The 15924-nt window shown below is 72.2% G+C and carries 15 protein-coding genes; 5 read left to right on the forward strand and 10 right to left on the reverse strand.

Translation table 11 applies throughout. The features are described from left to right. Positions 1-6: 6 nt before the first annotated feature. Positions 7-495, forward strand: a complete 489-nt coding sequence (locus AB0C12_RS37250; RefSeq protein ID WP_360555113.1) for a DUF4259 domain-containing protein — start codon at positions 7-9, stop codon at positions 493-495. Here the strand turns inward: AB0C12_RS37250 and AB0C12_RS37255 are convergent. Continuing rightward, on the reverse strand, positions 467-1096 hold the full coding sequence (locus AB0C12_RS37255; RefSeq protein ID WP_360555114.1) for a hypothetical protein: 630 nt from the start codon (positions 1094-1096) through the stop codon (positions 467-469). The genes AB0C12_RS37250 and AB0C12_RS37255 overlap by 29 nt on opposite strands. Positions 1097-1315: 219 nt before the next feature. On the opposite strand from AB0C12_RS37255, the gene AB0C12_RS37260 reads away from it, so the two are divergent. Continuing rightward, entirely contained in the window at positions 1316-1903 is a 588-nt protein-coding gene (locus AB0C12_RS37260) for a hypothetical protein (protein ID WP_360555116.1), read from the forward strand. Positions 1904-1976: 73 nt separating this feature from the next. On the opposite strand, the gene AB0C12_RS37265 is transcribed toward AB0C12_RS37260, so the two are convergent. Continuing rightward, a complete protein-coding gene (locus AB0C12_RS37265) occupies positions 1977-2375 on the reverse strand; it encodes a hypothetical protein (RefSeq protein ID WP_360555118.1) in 399 nt (132 codons plus the stop codon). 152 nt (positions 2376-2527) lie between these two features. Here AB0C12_RS37265 and AB0C12_RS37270 point away from each other — a divergent pair, with 152 nt between their 5' ends. Together AB0C12_RS37270 and AB0C12_RS37275 are read left to right on the forward strand one after the other, a co-directional pair. Beyond that, a complete protein-coding gene (locus AB0C12_RS37270) occupies positions 2528-4225 on the forward strand; it encodes a beta-propeller fold lactonase family protein (protein WP_360555120.1) in 1698 nt (565 codons plus the stop codon). Beyond that, positions 4222-5397, forward strand: coding sequence for a hypothetical protein (locus tag AB0C12_RS37275; RefSeq protein ID WP_360555122.1), 1176 nt, complete (start codon positions 4222-4224; stop codon positions 5395-5397). Before AB0C12_RS37270 ends, AB0C12_RS37275 begins: the two co-directional genes overlap by 4 nt. Here the strand turns inward: AB0C12_RS37275 and AB0C12_RS37280 are convergent. The 8 genes from AB0C12_RS37280 to AB0C12_RS37315 form a co-directional block, all read right to left on the reverse strand. After that, the gene (locus AB0C12_RS37280; RefSeq protein ID WP_360555124.1) at positions 5381-6598 is read right to left on the reverse strand and encodes a VWA-like domain-containing protein; all 1218 of its coding nucleotides are present in this window, start codon (positions 6596-6598) and stop codon (positions 5381-5383) included. The two genes, AB0C12_RS37275 and AB0C12_RS37280, sit on opposite strands and share 17 nt — an antisense overlap. Then, entirely contained in the window at positions 6595-7821 is a 1227-nt protein-coding gene (locus tag AB0C12_RS37285) for a MoxR family ATPase (protein WP_360555126.1), read from the reverse strand. The genes AB0C12_RS37280 and AB0C12_RS37285 overlap by 4 nt, the downstream gene beginning before the upstream one ends. Positions 7822-7859: 38 nt before the next feature. Then, positions 7860-9119, reverse strand: a complete 1260-nt coding sequence (locus tag AB0C12_RS37290) for a hypothetical protein (RefSeq protein WP_360555127.1) — start codon at positions 9117-9119, stop codon at positions 7860-7862. A gap of 128 nt (positions 9120-9247) precedes the next feature. After that, positions 9248-10159, reverse strand: coding sequence for a hypothetical protein (locus AB0C12_RS37295; RefSeq protein ID WP_360555128.1), 912 nt, complete (start codon positions 10157-10159; stop codon positions 9248-9250). Between the two features lie 8 nt (positions 10160-10167). Then, positions 10168-11145, reverse strand: coding sequence for an aldo/keto reductase (locus AB0C12_RS37300; protein WP_360555130.1), 978 nt, complete (start codon positions 11143-11145; stop codon positions 10168-10170). Between the two features lie 30 nt (positions 11146-11175). Next, positions 11176-12456: an ABC transporter permease gene (locus AB0C12_RS37305; protein WP_360555131.1), complete on the reverse strand. Its 1281-nt coding sequence runs from the start codon at positions 12454-12456 to the stop codon at positions 11176-11178. Continuing rightward, positions 12453-13142 carry an ABC transporter ATP-binding protein gene (locus AB0C12_RS37310; protein WP_360555133.1) on the reverse strand — a complete coding sequence of 230 codons (690 nt, stop codon included), beginning with the start codon at positions 13140-13142 and terminating at the stop codon, positions 12453-12455. The genes AB0C12_RS37305 and AB0C12_RS37310 overlap by 4 nt, the downstream gene beginning before the upstream one ends. After that, the gene (locus AB0C12_RS37315; protein WP_360555134.1) at positions 13139-14140 is read right to left on the reverse strand and encodes an efflux RND transporter periplasmic adaptor subunit; all 1002 of its coding nucleotides are present in this window, start codon (positions 14138-14140) and stop codon (positions 13139-13141) included. The genes AB0C12_RS37310 and AB0C12_RS37315 overlap by 4 nt, the downstream gene beginning before the upstream one ends. A 342-nt stretch (positions 14141-14482) precedes the next feature. Between AB0C12_RS37315 and AB0C12_RS37320 the strand changes: the two genes are divergently transcribed. After that, complete coding sequence (locus tag AB0C12_RS37320; RefSeq protein WP_360555135.1) at positions 14483-15919, forward strand: gamma-aminobutyraldehyde dehydrogenase; 1437 nt, start codon at positions 14483-14485, stop codon at positions 15917-15919. Positions 15920-15924 lie beyond the last annotated feature (5 nt).

Below are 15924 nucleotides of genomic sequence, written 5' to 3' on the forward strand. Positions count from 1 at the left end.
CGGGCAGTGGACTTCTGGTTCGACGACCGTCTCGAGGAGGCAACGGGCATGGGAACGTTCGGGACCGGCCCGTTCTCCAGCGATGGGGCCATGGACTTCCTGGAAGAACTCGCCGAACGGCCTCCCGAGCGCCGGGGGCTTGCGCTGACGCGCATGTTGCTCTTTGTGAAGGACAACCCTGAGCTGCTCTGGCGGGAGTTCTTTCCCGATGAGGTCGTGGCCGCGGCGGCGGTTGTCGCGGCCACTCTGCCCGGCGGACAACAGTTCGACGAGCAACTTGAAGCGCTGGTCAAACATGATCTTGTCTCGGACGTCCGGTTGGCCGCACCCGTGCCCGATCTGGCGAGCGCCGCGCTTCAAGCCCTGACGTTCGTCGCCGGACCAGGAGGCCCGTGGCATCAGGGTTGGACGAACGCCACGGATGCCGCTGAAGCGCGCGAGACGGTCGCTGTGCTGTCGCGGGTGCTCACTCTGGACGGCGGCGCCTCGGAGTGATTTTCGCGCTCATCGATTGTTCGACGCGGGAGACGGCGCCGTCTCGGACCGTGACGCCGGTCGGAACCGTCCGGCCTTCGAGGTGGAGGCCGGCGCGGATCTGTGGGGCGCCGGCCGTCGACAGGATGAGCACTCCGGTGTGCAGCGGGCTCAGCTCGGCGACGTCGCGGTCGTAGCGCTGGATCCGGACCACGGTGATGGTCACAGGTTCGCCGGTCTCGCGTACCCGGAGGAACCGGCTGCCCGGGCGGACGCGCCCTCCGACGCAGCGGACGACCACCGGGAGTCCGTCCGCCACGGCCGGGCAGACTTCCTCGATCCAGACCTCCGCCTCGCCGTTGAGCTGGCAGCGGGCCAGTCGCCACAGCTCCTCGAAGGCGTCGGCCGCCATCTCCTGCGGATTCGTCCCGACGCTGCGTTCCTCGGCGTGGTCGTCCGCCGCGAGGTACGTCCCGTCATCCGCGCGCATCTCGATGTGGCGCCGCACTTCCCCGTCGGCGCCCAGCTCGTCGTACGTCCACCGGGCCGCGTCCCGGTCGGCGCGGCGGCGCTGTCGTTGCGGCCGCCGCTCGGGCCAGTACGAGCGGACGTAGGTCACCACGCCTCCAGTCTGCCATCGAGGCCGGTCGGTTCCGCCGGACCCGCCGCCTGCCGGCAATAGGCCGAACCGCCGGCAAACTCGAAATCGCGGCTGTCCGGACGGTTGACGGCTATCGCGTGCATGTCATTCCCGAATGGCTTGACAGGCTTGCCCCGGGGTTCTGACCGGTTGAGTGTGGAAGCAGTTCTGGCGCATTTCCGCAACGGCACAGGAGTCCCCATGATCAAGATTCTTCGGCCTCGGCCGACGACGACCGGCGAGCGGACCGCACGAGGCCGGCGACTGTCCGGCCGATTCCTGCTTGCGGCCACCGCGGCCGCCCTGCTGGCCTCGGCCCTGTTCACCGGGCCTGCCCAGGCCGCCCCGCCCGAGCAGGCGCGACTCGGCTGCAGCAACCCGTTCGGGATCGGGCGATACAACACGCAACTCCCGGCCCCCGGGTTCTTCTTCGGCCCGATCGGATCAGGCCCGCGCCCGGTGGTCGCAAACGGCCGGATCTCCGTTTCCGGATTGAGCTTCTGCGCGAAAGGAAAGGTGCAGTTCCGACTCGAGAGCAAGGTGTGTGGATTCTGGGGATGCAATTGGCATTCCCGGGCCCAGACTCCGGTCATCGACCTTCCCGAGAACGGCGTGGTGGCCCGGGATCTGCAGACGCCGTGCCGCGCCGGTTCCCACACTTATCGCGTCATCGCCAGGATGACCCATGTGCAGCTCGGCTTCAGCAAGACACCGGCGGGCAACCGGGTGCCCTACCTGGAATCCAAGCTGGATATCAAGGAGGGCGCGGCCGCCCGGCTGTCCTGCTGACCGGTGGTCTCCGGCGGTCACTCGTCGAGCGGCCGCCGGGCACCCGGGCCGACGCCGGCCGGTGTCCCGCGGGTCACGGCAGGCAGCTCGCGCCGGGGATGCCGGTGGAGAGCTCGGTGCCCGCCTTGCTCACCACGTTGACCGAGTTGATGTCGCCGGTGTACGCCACCTTCCCGGCCGCCTCGCACAGTTCCTTGCCGGTCGCGGTGTCCTCGTCATCCAGCCCGGTCGCGATCACCACCGTCGTGCACTGCCCTTCCACGATCACGTCGGAGACGTCCGAGCTGCTCAGGTGCTTCCGGACCGTGGCCGCGACGTCGCCGCAGTCCTCCTCGGCCGGTGCTGTCGTCGCCCGCGCCGGAGGCGGAGCCTGGTCGGCGGCCTGCTCCGCAGCGCCGCCGCAACCGGACAGGACGGTGATGCCGCCGAGGATCAGGGCGGCGAGCGCTGACGTGCGCTGGAGTCTGGTCACGTGTTCGGATCCCGTCCCGCTAGTTGAATAGAGTAGAGCTCTACTGAATATAGCCGGAGCGTCGCCGCGGAGTCGATTGATCGTCAGGTGCCAATTTCAGGCTGAGGGTTCCGTCGATGGCGATCGTCACGCAGAATGACTCCGGGGACACTATGAGTGAAAAAGTCTTGCCGACGCAGGTGCTGACCGAGATCGACAGTTCGGTCCGTGAGACTCGCTTGAAAGGCGTGGGCGAGCTGGAGCGGCTCGCGAACGGTTCCGATCTCGCCATGGCAGCTGCCGCCCGGCGCACGCTGATGCGGCTGACCCAGGAGGACAGTCGCAGCATCGCCGCTGCCGCTGCCGCCGCCCTGGAGCGGACCGCCCTGCGGCTCAACCCGGAACGGGTCCACTTCGGCCAGGTCGCACCGGGGACACCCCGGCTGGTCGCGGAGGTCCTCGTCGAGGGACCGCCGCTGGCTGCCGCGGCCGCCGTCACCGTCTCCGGGCCGGGGTTGCGAGCCGTGCTGAACGGCCGCCGGTTGCGGATCGGCTGGCTGCCCGCGTCCGACTGGCTCGACGGCACCGTCACGGTGCGTGGTCCCGCCGGTTGGGCCGACGTCCAGGTCACCGGCCAGGTCACCGCACCCGCACCGATGTCGCGGAGCGAGGTCGAGGAGCAGTTCGAGCCGGCCGAGGTTCCCGGCGCGACGCGCGTGACCGTGCTGTCCACGCCGCCCGCCCGCCGGCAGCGGCGGGCGCCGGTCCTGCTCGCCGCGCTGGCCGCCGGAGTGCTGCTCGGCGGCGCAGGCGTCGCGGTGGCGCTGAGCCGGGGTGAGAAGCCCGTCCCCACTCCGGCGCTCGCGCTGGCGCCGACCACCGCACCGGCGACAGCGCCGGCCGCTGAGACGGCTGCCGCGCCCGGGCCGACCGGGGTGGCCCGGGTGCCGCTGGCGCTGAGCGTTTCCAGCCTGGCCAAACCGGCGATGGTGGGCACGATCCGGGTGGGCGACGAGCCGGAAGGCGTCGTGGTCTCGCCCGACAACCGTACGGTCTACATCGCCAACCAGAGCTCCCGCATCCTGTCCGTGCTGGACGTGGCCAGTGAGCGGGTGACCTCCGTACGGCTGCGCAACACCCCTCGGTTCGTCGCCACTTCCCGCGACGGGCGCCTCGTGTTCGTCTCGATGTACGAGGACGACAAGACCGGCAGCGGGGTCGCCGTGGTGGACGCCGCGAGCCGCAAGGTCCTGCGGTACATGAGTACCGGCGTGCAGCCGTACACCTTGGCGGTCGGTCCCGACGGGCGCGTCTGGGTGCCGATCCACAGTGAGCGGCGGGTGGAGATCTACGGCGCCGACGGGATGCGGGCCCGGGGCGAGGTCCTGGTGCCGCCCAACCCGCACGCCGTCGCCTTCTCCGGGCCCCTCAGGCGCGCGTTCACGCCGAACCACGAGTCGAACTCCGTCGCGATCATCGACATGCGCACCGATCGGCTGGTCAAGTCGGTGCCGGTCAGCAAGGCCCCGCACAGCATCGCCGTCTCCCCGGACGGCAGGACCGTGCTGGTGGCCGGGTACGAGGCGGACTCCGCCGACCTCATCGACGCGGCCACCCTGCGCCGGATCGGGCCGTTCAAGGTCGGCAAGCAGCCGCAGAGCGTCGCCTTCGCCACCGACGGCGAGCACGCGTACGTGGTCAACGAGGGTGGCAACTCGGTGTCGGTGCTGGACGGTCACACCGGCGCGGTGACCGCAACCGTCGCGGTCGGGCGCAGCCCGCGGACGATCGCGGTGTCACCCGACGGCCGGATGGCGTACGTGTCCAACGGCGACGACGACACCATCTCCGTGCTCCGGACCGCGTCGTGACGGGCGCCGGCTGGGTCGCCCTGGCCATCGCCGTCTTCGGTGCCATCTGTTACGCCGCCGGCTCGATCCTGCAGGCCGTCGGGGCCCGGCGCAGCACCACCACCGTGCGCGCCCTCGGCCACCCGCTGTATCTGATCGGCGTCGGCCTGGACATCCTGTCCTTCGTCGGGTCGATGGTCGCGCTGCGCGAACTGGCGGTCTATCTGGTCGAGTCGGTGCTGGCCAGCTCGCTGGCGATCACCGTGGTGGCCGCCCGGATCTTCCTCAAGGCCCGGCTGCGCACCCGCGATGTCGTGGCCGTCGTGGTCTCGGTCGGCGCGCTGACCGTGCTCGCCGCGTCGGCCGGGCCGCAGGAGGAGGTCGCCGCGTCGAACGGCCTGCGGCTGGCGCTGTGCTCGGCCGCCGTCGGCATCGCCGTGATCGGCTGGGGCACGGCCCGGATCAGTGGCTCCCCCGGCGCCGTCGCGGCCCTGGCCGGGCTGTCCCTGGGTGGGGCGGCGCTGGCCGGCCGGGCGCTGCCGATGCCCGAGCACGGGATGGAGAACCCGGGCGGGATGGCCCTGGGCATCGCGACCGAGCCGCTGATCTGGGCGCTGCTGGTGTTCGCGATCGGCGGCATGTTGCTCTACACCCACGCGTTGCAGCACGGCGCGGTCGGTCCGATCACGGCGGTGCTGTGGATCGCCGAGGTCATCGCGCCCTCCGCCGTCGCGCTGCTGCTCATGGGGGACGCCGTACGCCCGGGCTGGGAGCTGCCGGCCCTGCTGGCCGGCCTCGTCACCGTCGGAGCCGCCGTACTGCTGGCCGGCGCCTCGGGGCACGAGCAGACCGCGCAGCCGCCGGAGGCCATCGAGGCCGCCCCGGTGCCGCTCGCGATCGCCGCCGCCGCGCAGCCCGCGCCGAAGCCGCACGCCGAACGGGTCATCTGGTGGGGTGCACCACCGATCTGGAAGCCGCCGCAGCGGGCCCGGGCGGCGCCCGCCCCGCAGCCGATGGCCCAGCTGGGCTGGCACCCGCCACCGCGGGTCGCGCCGATCTGGACCCAGCCGCAGCGCCCCGACGGCGACGCTGTCCCGGCGCGCCCCGCGGAGCCCGCCGGACCCCGGCAGCGCCCCTGGTACGACATGGACCAGCCGGCCGAGACGGAGGTCCCGGTCACGAGGCGATGGTGACCACCCGCGCCCAGGCGGGCGGGCGGCGCGGCACGTACTCGGAGTCCTCGTCCCACGACTGGCGGTCCCGGCTGAACAGGCCCACCACCGTCCGGCACGCCGGCTGTGCCACCGGCCACGGGGTCTGCCCGTCGGTCAGGATCACGACTACGTCTGGCCTCGGGGTCGTGCGCAACGCCCGGGAGAAGCCGGCGCGCATGTCCGTACCGCCGCCACCCAGCAGCGGAATGCCCTCCGTCCGGCACAAGGTGTGCACGACCCGAGGTGCTGCGTCGCACGGCAGCACGGTGACCAGGTCGCGCCGGCCACCCACGGCCTGACCGATCGCCGCGACCTCGAGGACGGCGCTGCCCAGTTCGGCGTCGCTGACCGAGCCGGACGTGTCGATGACCACGGACACCCGCGGCGGGCGGCGGCGCAGGCTGGGCAGGACGACGCCGGGCAGGCCGGCGGAGCGGCGGGACGGACGCCCGTACGAGTAGTCGCCGCCCGCCCCGGAGCTCGCGGCGGCCGACCGGATGGCCGCCCCCAGCAGGTCCCGCCACGGCTGCGGGGGATGGAACGCCTCCTGGGCCCACCGCCGCCAGCCCTTCGAGACGTCACCCGGCCGGCCGTTGATGCCCTGCGCCACCCGGAAGCGCACCGCGTCCTGCTCCTGCTCGGTGAGACCGTCGGCGCCGTCGGGTCCCAGCTCCCACTCCCGGTCCAGCCCGTCGGCCCCACTGCCGCAGTCGAGCCACATCAGGTCCCGGCTGTACGACCGCAGCTGCACGCTGTGCAGGTAGTCCTCCATCAGCTCGTCCTCGGGCAGGTGCAGCAACCGGGGCAGGACGACGCCGGCGGGCTGGGCCAGCCCGTCGCCGTACACGTCGTCGTTGATCTCGAAGTCGGCCGCGATGTTCATCCGCAGCCGCTCCTCCGGCCCGCTCAGGCCGTGCTTCGCGGCGTACCGGTCGCTGCGGCCGTGATGATCGCGCAGCAGGTGGGCAACCTCGTGCACCCACACCCCGGCCAGTTCCTCGACCGGGGTCCGGGCGACGAACGTCGGCGAGACGTAGCACCGCCAGTACCGGTCGACGGCCATCGTGGGCACCCGCGGCGACTCCACCGCGTGCAGGGCGAACAACGCGGTGGCCAGGTACGGCCGGGCCCGGACGGCCTGGAGCCGGGCGGCGAACAGCTTGTCGCGGTCGAGTTTCATCGGCCGCTCCCCGCCGCGGCCACGACGCGCGCACCGGCCCGGTCCGCCCGCCGGGACAGCTTGACCGCTCCGGCCAGGCGGTCGATCGCCGCCGGCACGTCCCAGCCGGCCTGGCGCAGAGCCGCCAGCGCACTGGCGGGCACGACCACCAGGTCCGGCGGTCCGGTCTCCAGGGCGCGGACCATGACCGCCCACGCCGCGTCCCAGCGCTGCTGGTCCGGCCGCTTGCGCAGCGCCTCGACCACCCCGTCGAGGACGATCTGGCGCAGGTCACCGCGTTCGGGCAGCGGGGCCGCCGCCGGGTCGGCCAGCAGCGTCTCGGGGTCGGGCAGGTCCATCCGGTCCAGGAAAGCCAGCAGTTCCAGCCCGGGTCCGTCCCCGACCGTGCCGCGGACCAGCATGGACAGCACCTCGCGGGAGGTGCCCGCGGCGGTGGCGAAGGCGGTGAGCGACAGGGCCATCTCCCAGCTCCGCGGCGAGGGCCACGGGCCGCCGCGCCGGGGTTCGGAGGCCGGCAGCTGGTGCACGAGGGCGGGCCGGACGGCGAGGAATCCGCACACCGCCCGGCGGGCGAACGTCACGGCCTCGGCCAGCCGCCGCGGGTCGAGCCCGGGCAGGGCGGCCCGCGGCCACGTCCCCCCGAGGCCCCGGACGACGACATCGTGGTCGTGCAGCCACTGAAGATGGACGAAACGGTTGGCCAGCGGCGGACTCAGCTCCCAGCCGTCGGCCGCCGAGGACCGCGGATTGGCGGCGGCGACGATCCGTACCCCCGGCGGCAGTTTCAGGGCGCCGACCCGGCGCTCCAGCACCAGCCGGAGCAGCGCGGCCTGCACGGCCGGCGGCGCGGTCGAGAGCTCGTCCAGAAAGAGCAGGCCACGGCCCTCCCGCACCAGGCGCACGGCCCAGTCCGGCGGGGCCATCGGGACACCCTGCACGGCCGGATCGTCACCGACCACGGGCAGCCCGGAGAAGTCGGACGGCTCGTGCACGCTGGCGATCACCGTGGTCAGGGGCAGATCGAGGGAGGCGGCGAGCTGCTGCAGGGCCGCGGTCTTGCCGATCCCCGGCTCACCCCACAGCAGTACGGGCAGATCGGCGGCCACGGCCAGGGTCAGCGCCTCCAGTTGCGGGTCGCGGCGGGGCTCGGTGGTCGTGTCGCGCAGCAGCGCCAGCAGGTCGGCGGCGGTGTCCAGGGCAGAGTTCGGGGCAGCGAAAGACATGGTGATCACCTTGAGGGGGAGAGAAGGAACGGGTGAGGTCAGCGGGCGCCGGCGAGACGCGGATGGTCGCGATGCCGGCTGCGCTGCTCGCGACAGGTCGACAGCGGTCCCCGCCCGGTCAGCCCGGCCCGGAACAGTCCGTGGGTGATCCGCCGCAGCACGGCGGTCTCGAGTTCGTCGCGCAGGCCACCTCCGCGCAGGACCGCATCCGGCCCCAGCAGCGACTCGACGACGGCCAGCGCCCCGGCGGTGTCGCCGTGATCGAGGCGGGCGCGGACATCGGCGAGCTCCGCCGGGCCGCGGTGCGCCTCGTCGATCGCCTGCAGGCAGGCCACCGGGGTGCCGGTCAGGGCGGCCAGCAGCTCCTCCCGGCGGATCTCGTCCGGGCTGTGGTCCAGCGGGGCCAGCACCCCGTCCACGAGAGCGATCCGGTGCGTGGCGCCCCGGCACTCCACCAGGCGGGGACCGGCTCCGGTCCGGGGTGCTGGGGCCGTACCCCGGGGGTGGTCCGGAGCGAGCGCGGCCGCGACCAGCGGATGCAACCGGTCCGGCTCGATCAGCCCGTGCCGCAGCAACGCCCGATCGGGCAGCTCCCGGGTCGCCGCTTCCGGCAGCACCGGCAACGCGGCCGCCCAGCCCCGCCCCGGAAACGGCGACACGGCGAGCGCACCTGTCTCGGCGAGCTCCAGCGTCAGCCGCCGCCGGCCGCCGAACCGTACGGCCACCGCACCGCTGCTCCGACCCTCCGAGCGCAGCAGAATCCTCGCCTCGGCCGCCCAGCGGGTCTCCCGGTCCACGATGGACCGATCGCGGAGCTCACCGGCCCGGCTCGCGTCCCACAGGTGACGGTGCAGATCCAGCCGGAACCGCCGATCAGGACGGGGACCGCCCGGACCGGCCCGGTCCCACAGCGCGAGGCTGCACCGCTGCCCGGCGTTCGCCCAGGCCGGCGGCGTACGCACGACCAGGTGCAGGCCGTCGTAGCAGGCCAGGGAGATGGTCAGACCGGGCCGCAGCAACCCGTCCGGAGCGATCCTCGGCAGATGCCAGCGCAGCAGGTCAGGAGCGAGATTCCGCAGATCGGCCCGGATCCGGGCGGCCAGCTCGGCGCCCCGGGTACGGGCCAGCGACCGCAGATTGAACTCGACATCGATCCGAGCCGCCGCACACGCCGCCGCCCAGTCATGCTCGGCCCGGCAGGCGGTCGCAGCCTCGATCATCGAAGGCGGCACGGCGAACTCGCGCACGCGCAGCCAGAGGGAAAGACGGGATGCACCGTCCGCGTTCCGTGAGGGCATCAGCACTCACCTTTGGCGGACAGGACCCCCAATCGCACACACGAGGTATTCATCGCCGGCGACCGTACCACCGGCCGCTCGCGGTGAGAAGGCAATTTCCGGCGGCGCCGGCCGCGAAGTGGCTCGGCTCACGATCGGCAGCGGCGCTCGACGGCTTGCACGAAGAGGCCGGTCGCTTCCGGGATCACATCGGTGAAGTAGGACGGTTCGAACACTTCGACCTCGAGGATCAGCGGGTCGCGGCCCCGCTGCGAGGCGATGTCGACGCGGGCGTAGAGCGGCAGTCCGGCGTCCTCGCCGTAGCCCTTGCGGGCCGCGATGCCGGCGATGGCCGCGACCGTCCGGTGGCCCAGGTCGATCTCCTCGGCGGACGGGTCCGCGCGGGTGATGACCTCGGTGTATTCGCCGCCCAGATACCCGCCGCCCGGGGCCAGCAGGGGGCCCTTGTGGCAGGCGTAGGCGAACTCGCCGTTGAGGAAGAACAGGGCGTTCTCGCCGTGCTCGACCACCGATTCCATGGCCGGCTGGATCATCGCGGTCTTGCCCGAGGCGATGATGTGGGCCGCCAGCTCGGCCGCGCGGGGATCATCCGGCTGGAACAGACCGGTGTCGCGGGCGCCGGCCGAGACCGACGGTTTGACCACCACCCGGCTGTCGGCCAGTGCGGCGATCGCGGCCTCGGCCTCGGCGGGCGTCGTGCCGAAGGTGAACGGCACGCACGGCACGTCCAGCGCGCGGAAGTCGTCGAGGTAGCGCTTGTCGATGTTCCAGCGGATCAGCTCGGGCGCGTTGAGGATGCGGGTACGCCCCGCCGTACGGTCCAGCCAGCCGGTGAACTCCGCGTACCGCTCGGGGTAGTCCCACGGTGAGCGGATGACCAGCAGGTCGTAGGCCGTCCAGTCGACCGCCGGGTCGTGCCAGACCGGGGCGGTGGCCCGGAAGCCCGCCTCGGCCAGGCCGCGCAGCAGCACGGCGGTGTCCGGGTCGTGCTGCCGGACCAGCTCGGTGTCGGTGGTGACCAGGCCGATGGTGAGGGTCATCGCGGGCCTCAGAAGCCGGCGACGGGCCGGGGCGCGTAGCCGCGTTCGAGCAGCGCCACCTCGTCGTCGGTGAGGGTCAGTTCCAGGGCGGCGACCGCGTCGTCGAGGTGCTGCGGTTTGGTCGCGCCCACGATCGGTGCCGTCACGGCCGGGTGCCGGGCCACCCAGGCCAGGGCCACCTGCGCCCGCGGGACGCCGCGCTGCTCCGCGACCGTGGCCACCGCGTCGATGATCTGCCGGTCGTTGTCCTCGGCGCCCGCGTACAGGGTCTTGCCGAATTCGTCCGTGCCGGAGCGGGTGGTGTCCTGCTGCCAGGGCCGGGTCAGCTTGCCGCGGGCCAGCGGGCTCCACGGGATCACCGCGATGCCCTGGTCCAGGCAGAGCGGCAGCATCTCCCGTTCCTCCTCGCGGTAGAGCAGGTTGTAGTGGTTCTGCATGGAGGCGAACCTGGTCCAGCCGTGCCGGTCGGCCAGGTACAACGCCTGGGCGAACTGCCACGCCCACATCGACGAGGCGCCGAGGTAGCGGACCTTGCCCGCCTTGACCAGGTCGTGCAGCGCCTCGAGGGTCTCCTCGATCGGGGTGCCGGGGTCCAGGCGGTGGATCTGGTAGAGGTCGACGTAGTCGGTGCCGAGCCGGCGCAGGCTGTTGTCGATCTCGGTCATGATGTGCTTGCGGGACAGACCGGCGCCGTTCGGGCCCGGGCGCATCCGGCCGTGGACCTTGGTCGCGATCACCACGTCGTCCCGGTCGGCGAAGTCCTTCAGCGCGCGCCCGAGGATCTCCTCGCTGGTGCCGTCGGAGTAGACGTTGGCCGTGTCGAAGAACGTGACACCCAGGTCGAGCGCCTGCCGGATGAACGGCCGGGCCTGCTCCTCGGGCAGTGACCACAGGTGGTTGCCGCGGTCGGGGTCGCCGTAGCTCATCGCGCCGAGGCAGAGGCGGGAGACCCGCAGGCCGGTCGAGCCGAAGTTCACGTAGTCCACTGGTGCATTCTCCGGTGATCGGCCGCCGGGTCAAGCACGCATGACGGTGGCGATCGGGATGCCGGCGGCCCGCAGCGCCGGGATGAAACCGCCGAGGATGCCGGCGACCAGACCCGCGATGATGCCCGCTATGCCGGCTTCCCACGGGAACTGCAGGTCCTGCAGGAACGGCTCGGAGTCGCCGAACAGCATCGAGATGGCCCGCAGTCCGGCCGCGCTGAGCCCGATCGCCACGGCCGCGGTGAACAGGCCGGTGAGCAACGTCTCAGCCAGCACGATGCCGGCCAGCAGCATCCGCGGGGTGCCGACCGCCCGGCGCAGGGCGAACTCCTCGACCCGTTCCCCCACGGTGGCCAGGCCGACGTTGAGGATGCCGGCCACACCGATGAGCAGCACCAGGCCGGCCATCGCCAGGAAGACCAGGCGCAGCAGCTTGAGCTGGCTCTCCATCTCCTTCTTGGCGTCGACGGTCTGAATCCAGGTCTCTGAGCCGATGGCCTTGAGCTTGGTGGTGAGCACCTGCTCGACCGGGCTGCCCGGCGACACGAGCACCTGCATCTCCCCGCCGCTGTTGGGGTCGGCCACGCCGCCGCTGGGCAGCCAGGTCGCCAGCTCGTCCAGCCGCACGTAGGCGCGCGGCTGAATGTCGCCGTCGTCGACGACCCCGACGAACTGCGGGGTGATGTTGGCCGTCGCGCCGCCGATGCGCATTTCGGCGGGCACCTTGTACCGCTCGAAGCCCTTCGCGGCCTCGCGGTTGACCACCAGCCGCGGCGCCATCGCCGGCACGGTGCTGAACTCCAGCCACTGCCCGGTGCGCGGCCGCAGCGGCCGGAACGGGCGCACGTCGCCGGTCATCGCGGTCAGCCGGACCTCGACCGCCTGGCCCTTGGGCAGAGTGTCGGCGGGCTCGCACGGCCCGGTGCCGTAGCAGACCACGCCGCCGCCCCAGTCCTCGTCGAACGGCGCGGCGCCCGGGTTGACCGGCGTGACGTTCGGCTCGCCGATCATCGCCGTGAGGCCGAGCATGGCCACCGCGTCGGTGCGCCCCTCCACCGTGTCCAGCACGATGTCGGTGGCCTGGGGCTGCATCGGCATACCGATGATGGTGGTGCCGTCGACGGCCGAGGTGAGCTCGATGTCCGACAGCAGCGCCTTGTCGGCGATGCTGGCGCCGGCCTGCACGACCACCACCGCCAGGACGCCGAGGAACAGGCTCACCATGGACAGCAGGGTGCGCATCTTGCGGGCGCGGATGCCCTGCAGGCCGATGATCAGCGCCGACCGCAGCCGGCCGGACAGCCGCCTCACGCGTTCACCCGCTCGGTGAGGACGCCGTCCACCAGGTCGAGCGTGCGGCCCATCCGGGCGGCGTGGTCCCGGTCGTGGGTGACCAGCACCAGGCCGCAGCCGCGCGTGGTCGCGGCGAGCAGGGCGTCGATCACCGCGGTGCCGGTCTCGGTGTCCAGCGCGCCGGTCGGCTCGTCGGCCAGCAGCACCACCGGGTCGCGGACCAGGGCCCGGGCGATCGCCACCCGCTGCTGCTCACCGCCGGACATCCGGGCCGGGCGGTTCTTGGCCAGGTGGGCGATGCCGACCTGGTCGAGGGCCTGCAGGACGCGGGCCCGGCGTTCCCGCCGGGGCAGCCAGCCCTGGCCGTTGACCAGGGCCATGGACACGTTCTGGGCCGCGGTCAGGTGCTTGAGCAGGAAGAAGCGCTGGAACACGAAGCCGAAGTGGGAGCTGCGCAGCTTCGCGGCCTTGCGCTCGGGCAGCCGGCTGATGTCCTGGCCGGCGAGCAGGTAGCTGCCCTCGTCCGGGCGGTCGAACAGGCCCAGGACGCTGAGCAGGGTGCTCTTGCCGGAGCCGGACCGGCCGACGATGGCCACGCTCTCGCCGGCCTGCACGGTCAGGTCGACGCCGTCGAGGATGGTGCGTGGCTGCTGCTGGCCCTTGAGGACCTTGGTGATGCCGGTGAGCTCGATCAGCGCGGTCATCCCACGGCTCCGGAGGGCTGGTCACCGGGAGCCGGGTTCTCGGGGGCGGCGGGCAGGTTGGGGCCGGGGATCGCCACGGTCTCGTCGCCCTTGAGGCCCTTCTTGATCTCCACGACCTTGCCGTCGGTGAGGCCCAGCACCACGTCGACGGTCTTGCGGACGCGATCCGCCCCGACCACGTCGACCTTGCCCTTGCCCTGGGTGCCGGCGACCGCCTCGACCGGCAGCACCAGCACGTCGCTGGCCTTGCCGGTGACCATCTCCAGGGTCACCGCGGCGCCGTTGATGAGCTTGATGCCCTTGCCGGCGGTACAGACCAGCCGCAGGCCGGTCGGCTCGGAACCCTCGCCGCCGCCCGCGGGCGGCTGCTCGGGCTGTGCGGCGGGGTCGCCGGTGGCGCCCGGGGACGGCGTGACCGGCGGCGGCTCGGGGATGGTCCCGGCCGGCAGGGCGGCGATGGTGCCGAGCGGCTTGCAGGGGAACGGTCCCGGGCCGTTCTTGATCTGGCCCTGGACGGATTTGGCCGAGCCGGAGATCCGGTACGCCAGCGCACTGTCGATGTCCGCGACGACCGCATATCCGGCGCGCTTGGCGGAGATGACCGGCATCCCCGCGGTGACCGTGGTCCGGTCGTCGAGCAGCCGGCCGGCCAGGATGGAGTTCTTGGGCATGAGCACCTTGTGCGGCGTGCCGTGGTCCCAGACCGTGGCCACCCAGGTCGCCTGGGTGCTGGCCGTGGTCGAGGGCTGCCGCTGCACGTAGCGCAGCTCTCCGTCGGCCGGCGCGACGATGCCGTAGACCGGGTTGATCGCCACCTTGCCGTTGAGGCTGATCTTGTTGGTCAGGTCCTGGCGGGCCGGCTGGACCGTGGTCAGCACGGTGCCACGGGGCTCGAGTCCGGGAGTCTCGGGCTCGTCGGACGATCCGGAGCAGCCGGCCAGCGCCGCCACGACCGACATTCCCACGAGCGCGCGGGGCAGGAGCCTGCGTCCGTCCACCGGTTCCCCTTAGCTGTTCGAGCCGATCCTCGGCACATCGATGACCGTCCAGAGATGATCTCCGATCCGAACGGCGCTCGCAGACGGTACATCGGCCTGGCAAGGGAGCAAGATGCACCGGATTGTCGGGCCGGCGCGGACGCCCGGATCACGCTACGGAAACGGCTTCAGTGACCCGCACCCGCGCCGGATTGCGTGGTTGCGCGTGGGTGCGCGCTCCTGATTCCGTTTCGGTCTTGCAAAATCCCTCGGATTCCCTTGTCTTTAGGTCTTCGGCTATGTCAAGGTCCACCTCTTCGTGTGGGGGCGGTCACAAGCCCCGGGGCGGGAGGTCCGATTTCCGTGAGCACCGACCTACCGGTCCTGCGCAACTTCATCGGCGGGTCCGGCGCGGACACCGCCGACGGCGTGACGTCAGCGGTCGTCGACCCGTGCACCGGTGACGCGTACGCGTACGCCCCGGTCTCCTCCGCCGGCGATGTCGCCGCGGCGATGCAGGCCGCGGAGGACGGCTTCGAGGTGTGGCGGGACAGCACACCGGCCGAACGGCAGCGCGCCCTGTTGCGCATCGCCGACGCCGTCGAGGCCCGGGCCGACGAGATCATCGCCGCTGAATGCCGCAACACCGGCAAACCGGTCGAGGCCACCCGGCAGGAGGAGATGGCCCCGCTGCTGGACGAGCTGCGCTTCTTCGCCGGCGCCGCCCGGATGCTGGAGGGCAAGTCCGCCGGGGAGTATCTGCGCGACCACACCTCCTGGGTACGGCGGGAGCCGATCGGCGTCTGCGCCCAGGTGACGCCGTGGAACTATCCGATGGTCATGGCGGTGTGGAAGTTCGCCCCGGCGATCGCGGCCGGCAATGCGGTGGTGCTCAAGCCCTCCGACACCACGCCGGTCAGCACCTTGCTGCTCGCCGAGATCGCCGCCGAGTTCCTGCCGCCGGGCGTGCTGAATGTCGTCTGCGGTGACCGCGACACCGGCCGTGCGCTGGTGGTCCATCCCACTCCGCAGCTCGTCTCGATCACCGGCTCCACCCGGGCCGGCATGGAGGTCGCCGCCGCGGCCGCCGCGGACCTCAAGAAGGTCCACCTGGAGCTGGGCGGCAAGGCCCCGGTCATCGTCTTCGACGACGTCGACCTGGCAGCGACCGCTGCCGCCGTGGCCGGCGCGGGCTACTTCAACGCCGGGCAGGACTGCACCGCCGCCACCCGCGTGCTGGTGCACGCCCGGGTCGCGGCCGACTTCACCGACGCGCTGGCCGCCGCGGCCCAGGACACCAAGGTGGGCGGCCCGGCCGATCCGGGCGCCTACTTCGGGCCGGTCAACAACGTCGCCCAGCTGGACCGGGTGCGCGGCTTCCTGGACCGCACGCCCGACCACGCCCGGGTGGTCACCGGCGGGCGGCGCATCGGTGACCGCGGCTACTTCGTCGAACCGACCGTCGTGGCCGGCCTGCGCCAGCGCGACGAGATGATCCAGGACGAGATCTTCGGCCCGGTCATCACGGTGCAGGAGTTCGACACCGAGGACGGCGCCGTGCGCTGGGCCAACGACGTGCGCTTCGGGCTGAGCGCGAGCGTCTGGACCCGCGACCACGGCCGGGCGATGCGGGTGTCGCGCCGGCTGAACTTCGGCGCGGTGTGGATCAACACCCATCTGCCGTTCGTGTCGGAGATGCCGCACGGCGGCTACGGCCACTCGGGCTACGGCAAGGACCTGTCCATGTACGGCTTCGAGGAATACACCCGGATCAAGCACGTGATGAGCAACCTGGCCTGAAGAGG

This window comes from Actinoplanes sp. NPDC048967 (assembly GCF_040649415.1).
In the GTDB taxonomy this organism is placed as follows: Bacteria; Actinomycetota; Actinomycetes; order Mycobacteriales; family Micromonosporaceae; genus Actinoplanes.

What these genes read in the sequence shown, in the direction of transcription:
- AB0C12_RS37295 (WP_360555128.1), bottom strand. Translation starts at nt 10,159, where the DNA reads ATGACCCTCACCATCGGCCTGGTCACCACCGACACCGAGCTGGTCCGG.
- AB0C12_RS37260 (WP_360555116.1), top strand. Translation starts at nt 1,316, where the DNA reads ATGATCAAGATTCTTCGGCCTCGGCCGACGACGACCGGCGAGCGGACC.
- AB0C12_RS37280 (WP_360555124.1), bottom strand. Translation starts at nt 6,598, where the DNA reads ATGAAACTCGACCGCGACAAGCTGTTCGCCGCCCGGCTCCAGGCCGTC.
- AB0C12_RS37285 (WP_360555126.1), bottom strand. Translation starts at nt 7,821, where the DNA reads ATGTCTTTCGCTGCCCCGAACTCTGCCCTGGACACCGCCGCCGACCTG.
- AB0C12_RS37290 (WP_360555127.1), bottom strand. Translation starts at nt 9,119, where the DNA reads ATGCCCTCACGGAACGCGGACGGTGCATCCCGTCTTTCCCTCTGGCTG.
- AB0C12_RS37270 (WP_360555120.1), top strand. Translation starts at nt 2,528, where the DNA reads ATGAGTGAAAAAGTCTTGCCGACGCAGGTGCTGACCGAGATCGACAGT.
- AB0C12_RS37310 (WP_360555133.1), bottom strand. Translation starts at nt 13,142, where the DNA reads ATGACCGCGCTGATCGAGCTCACCGGCATCACCAAGGTCCTCAAGGGC.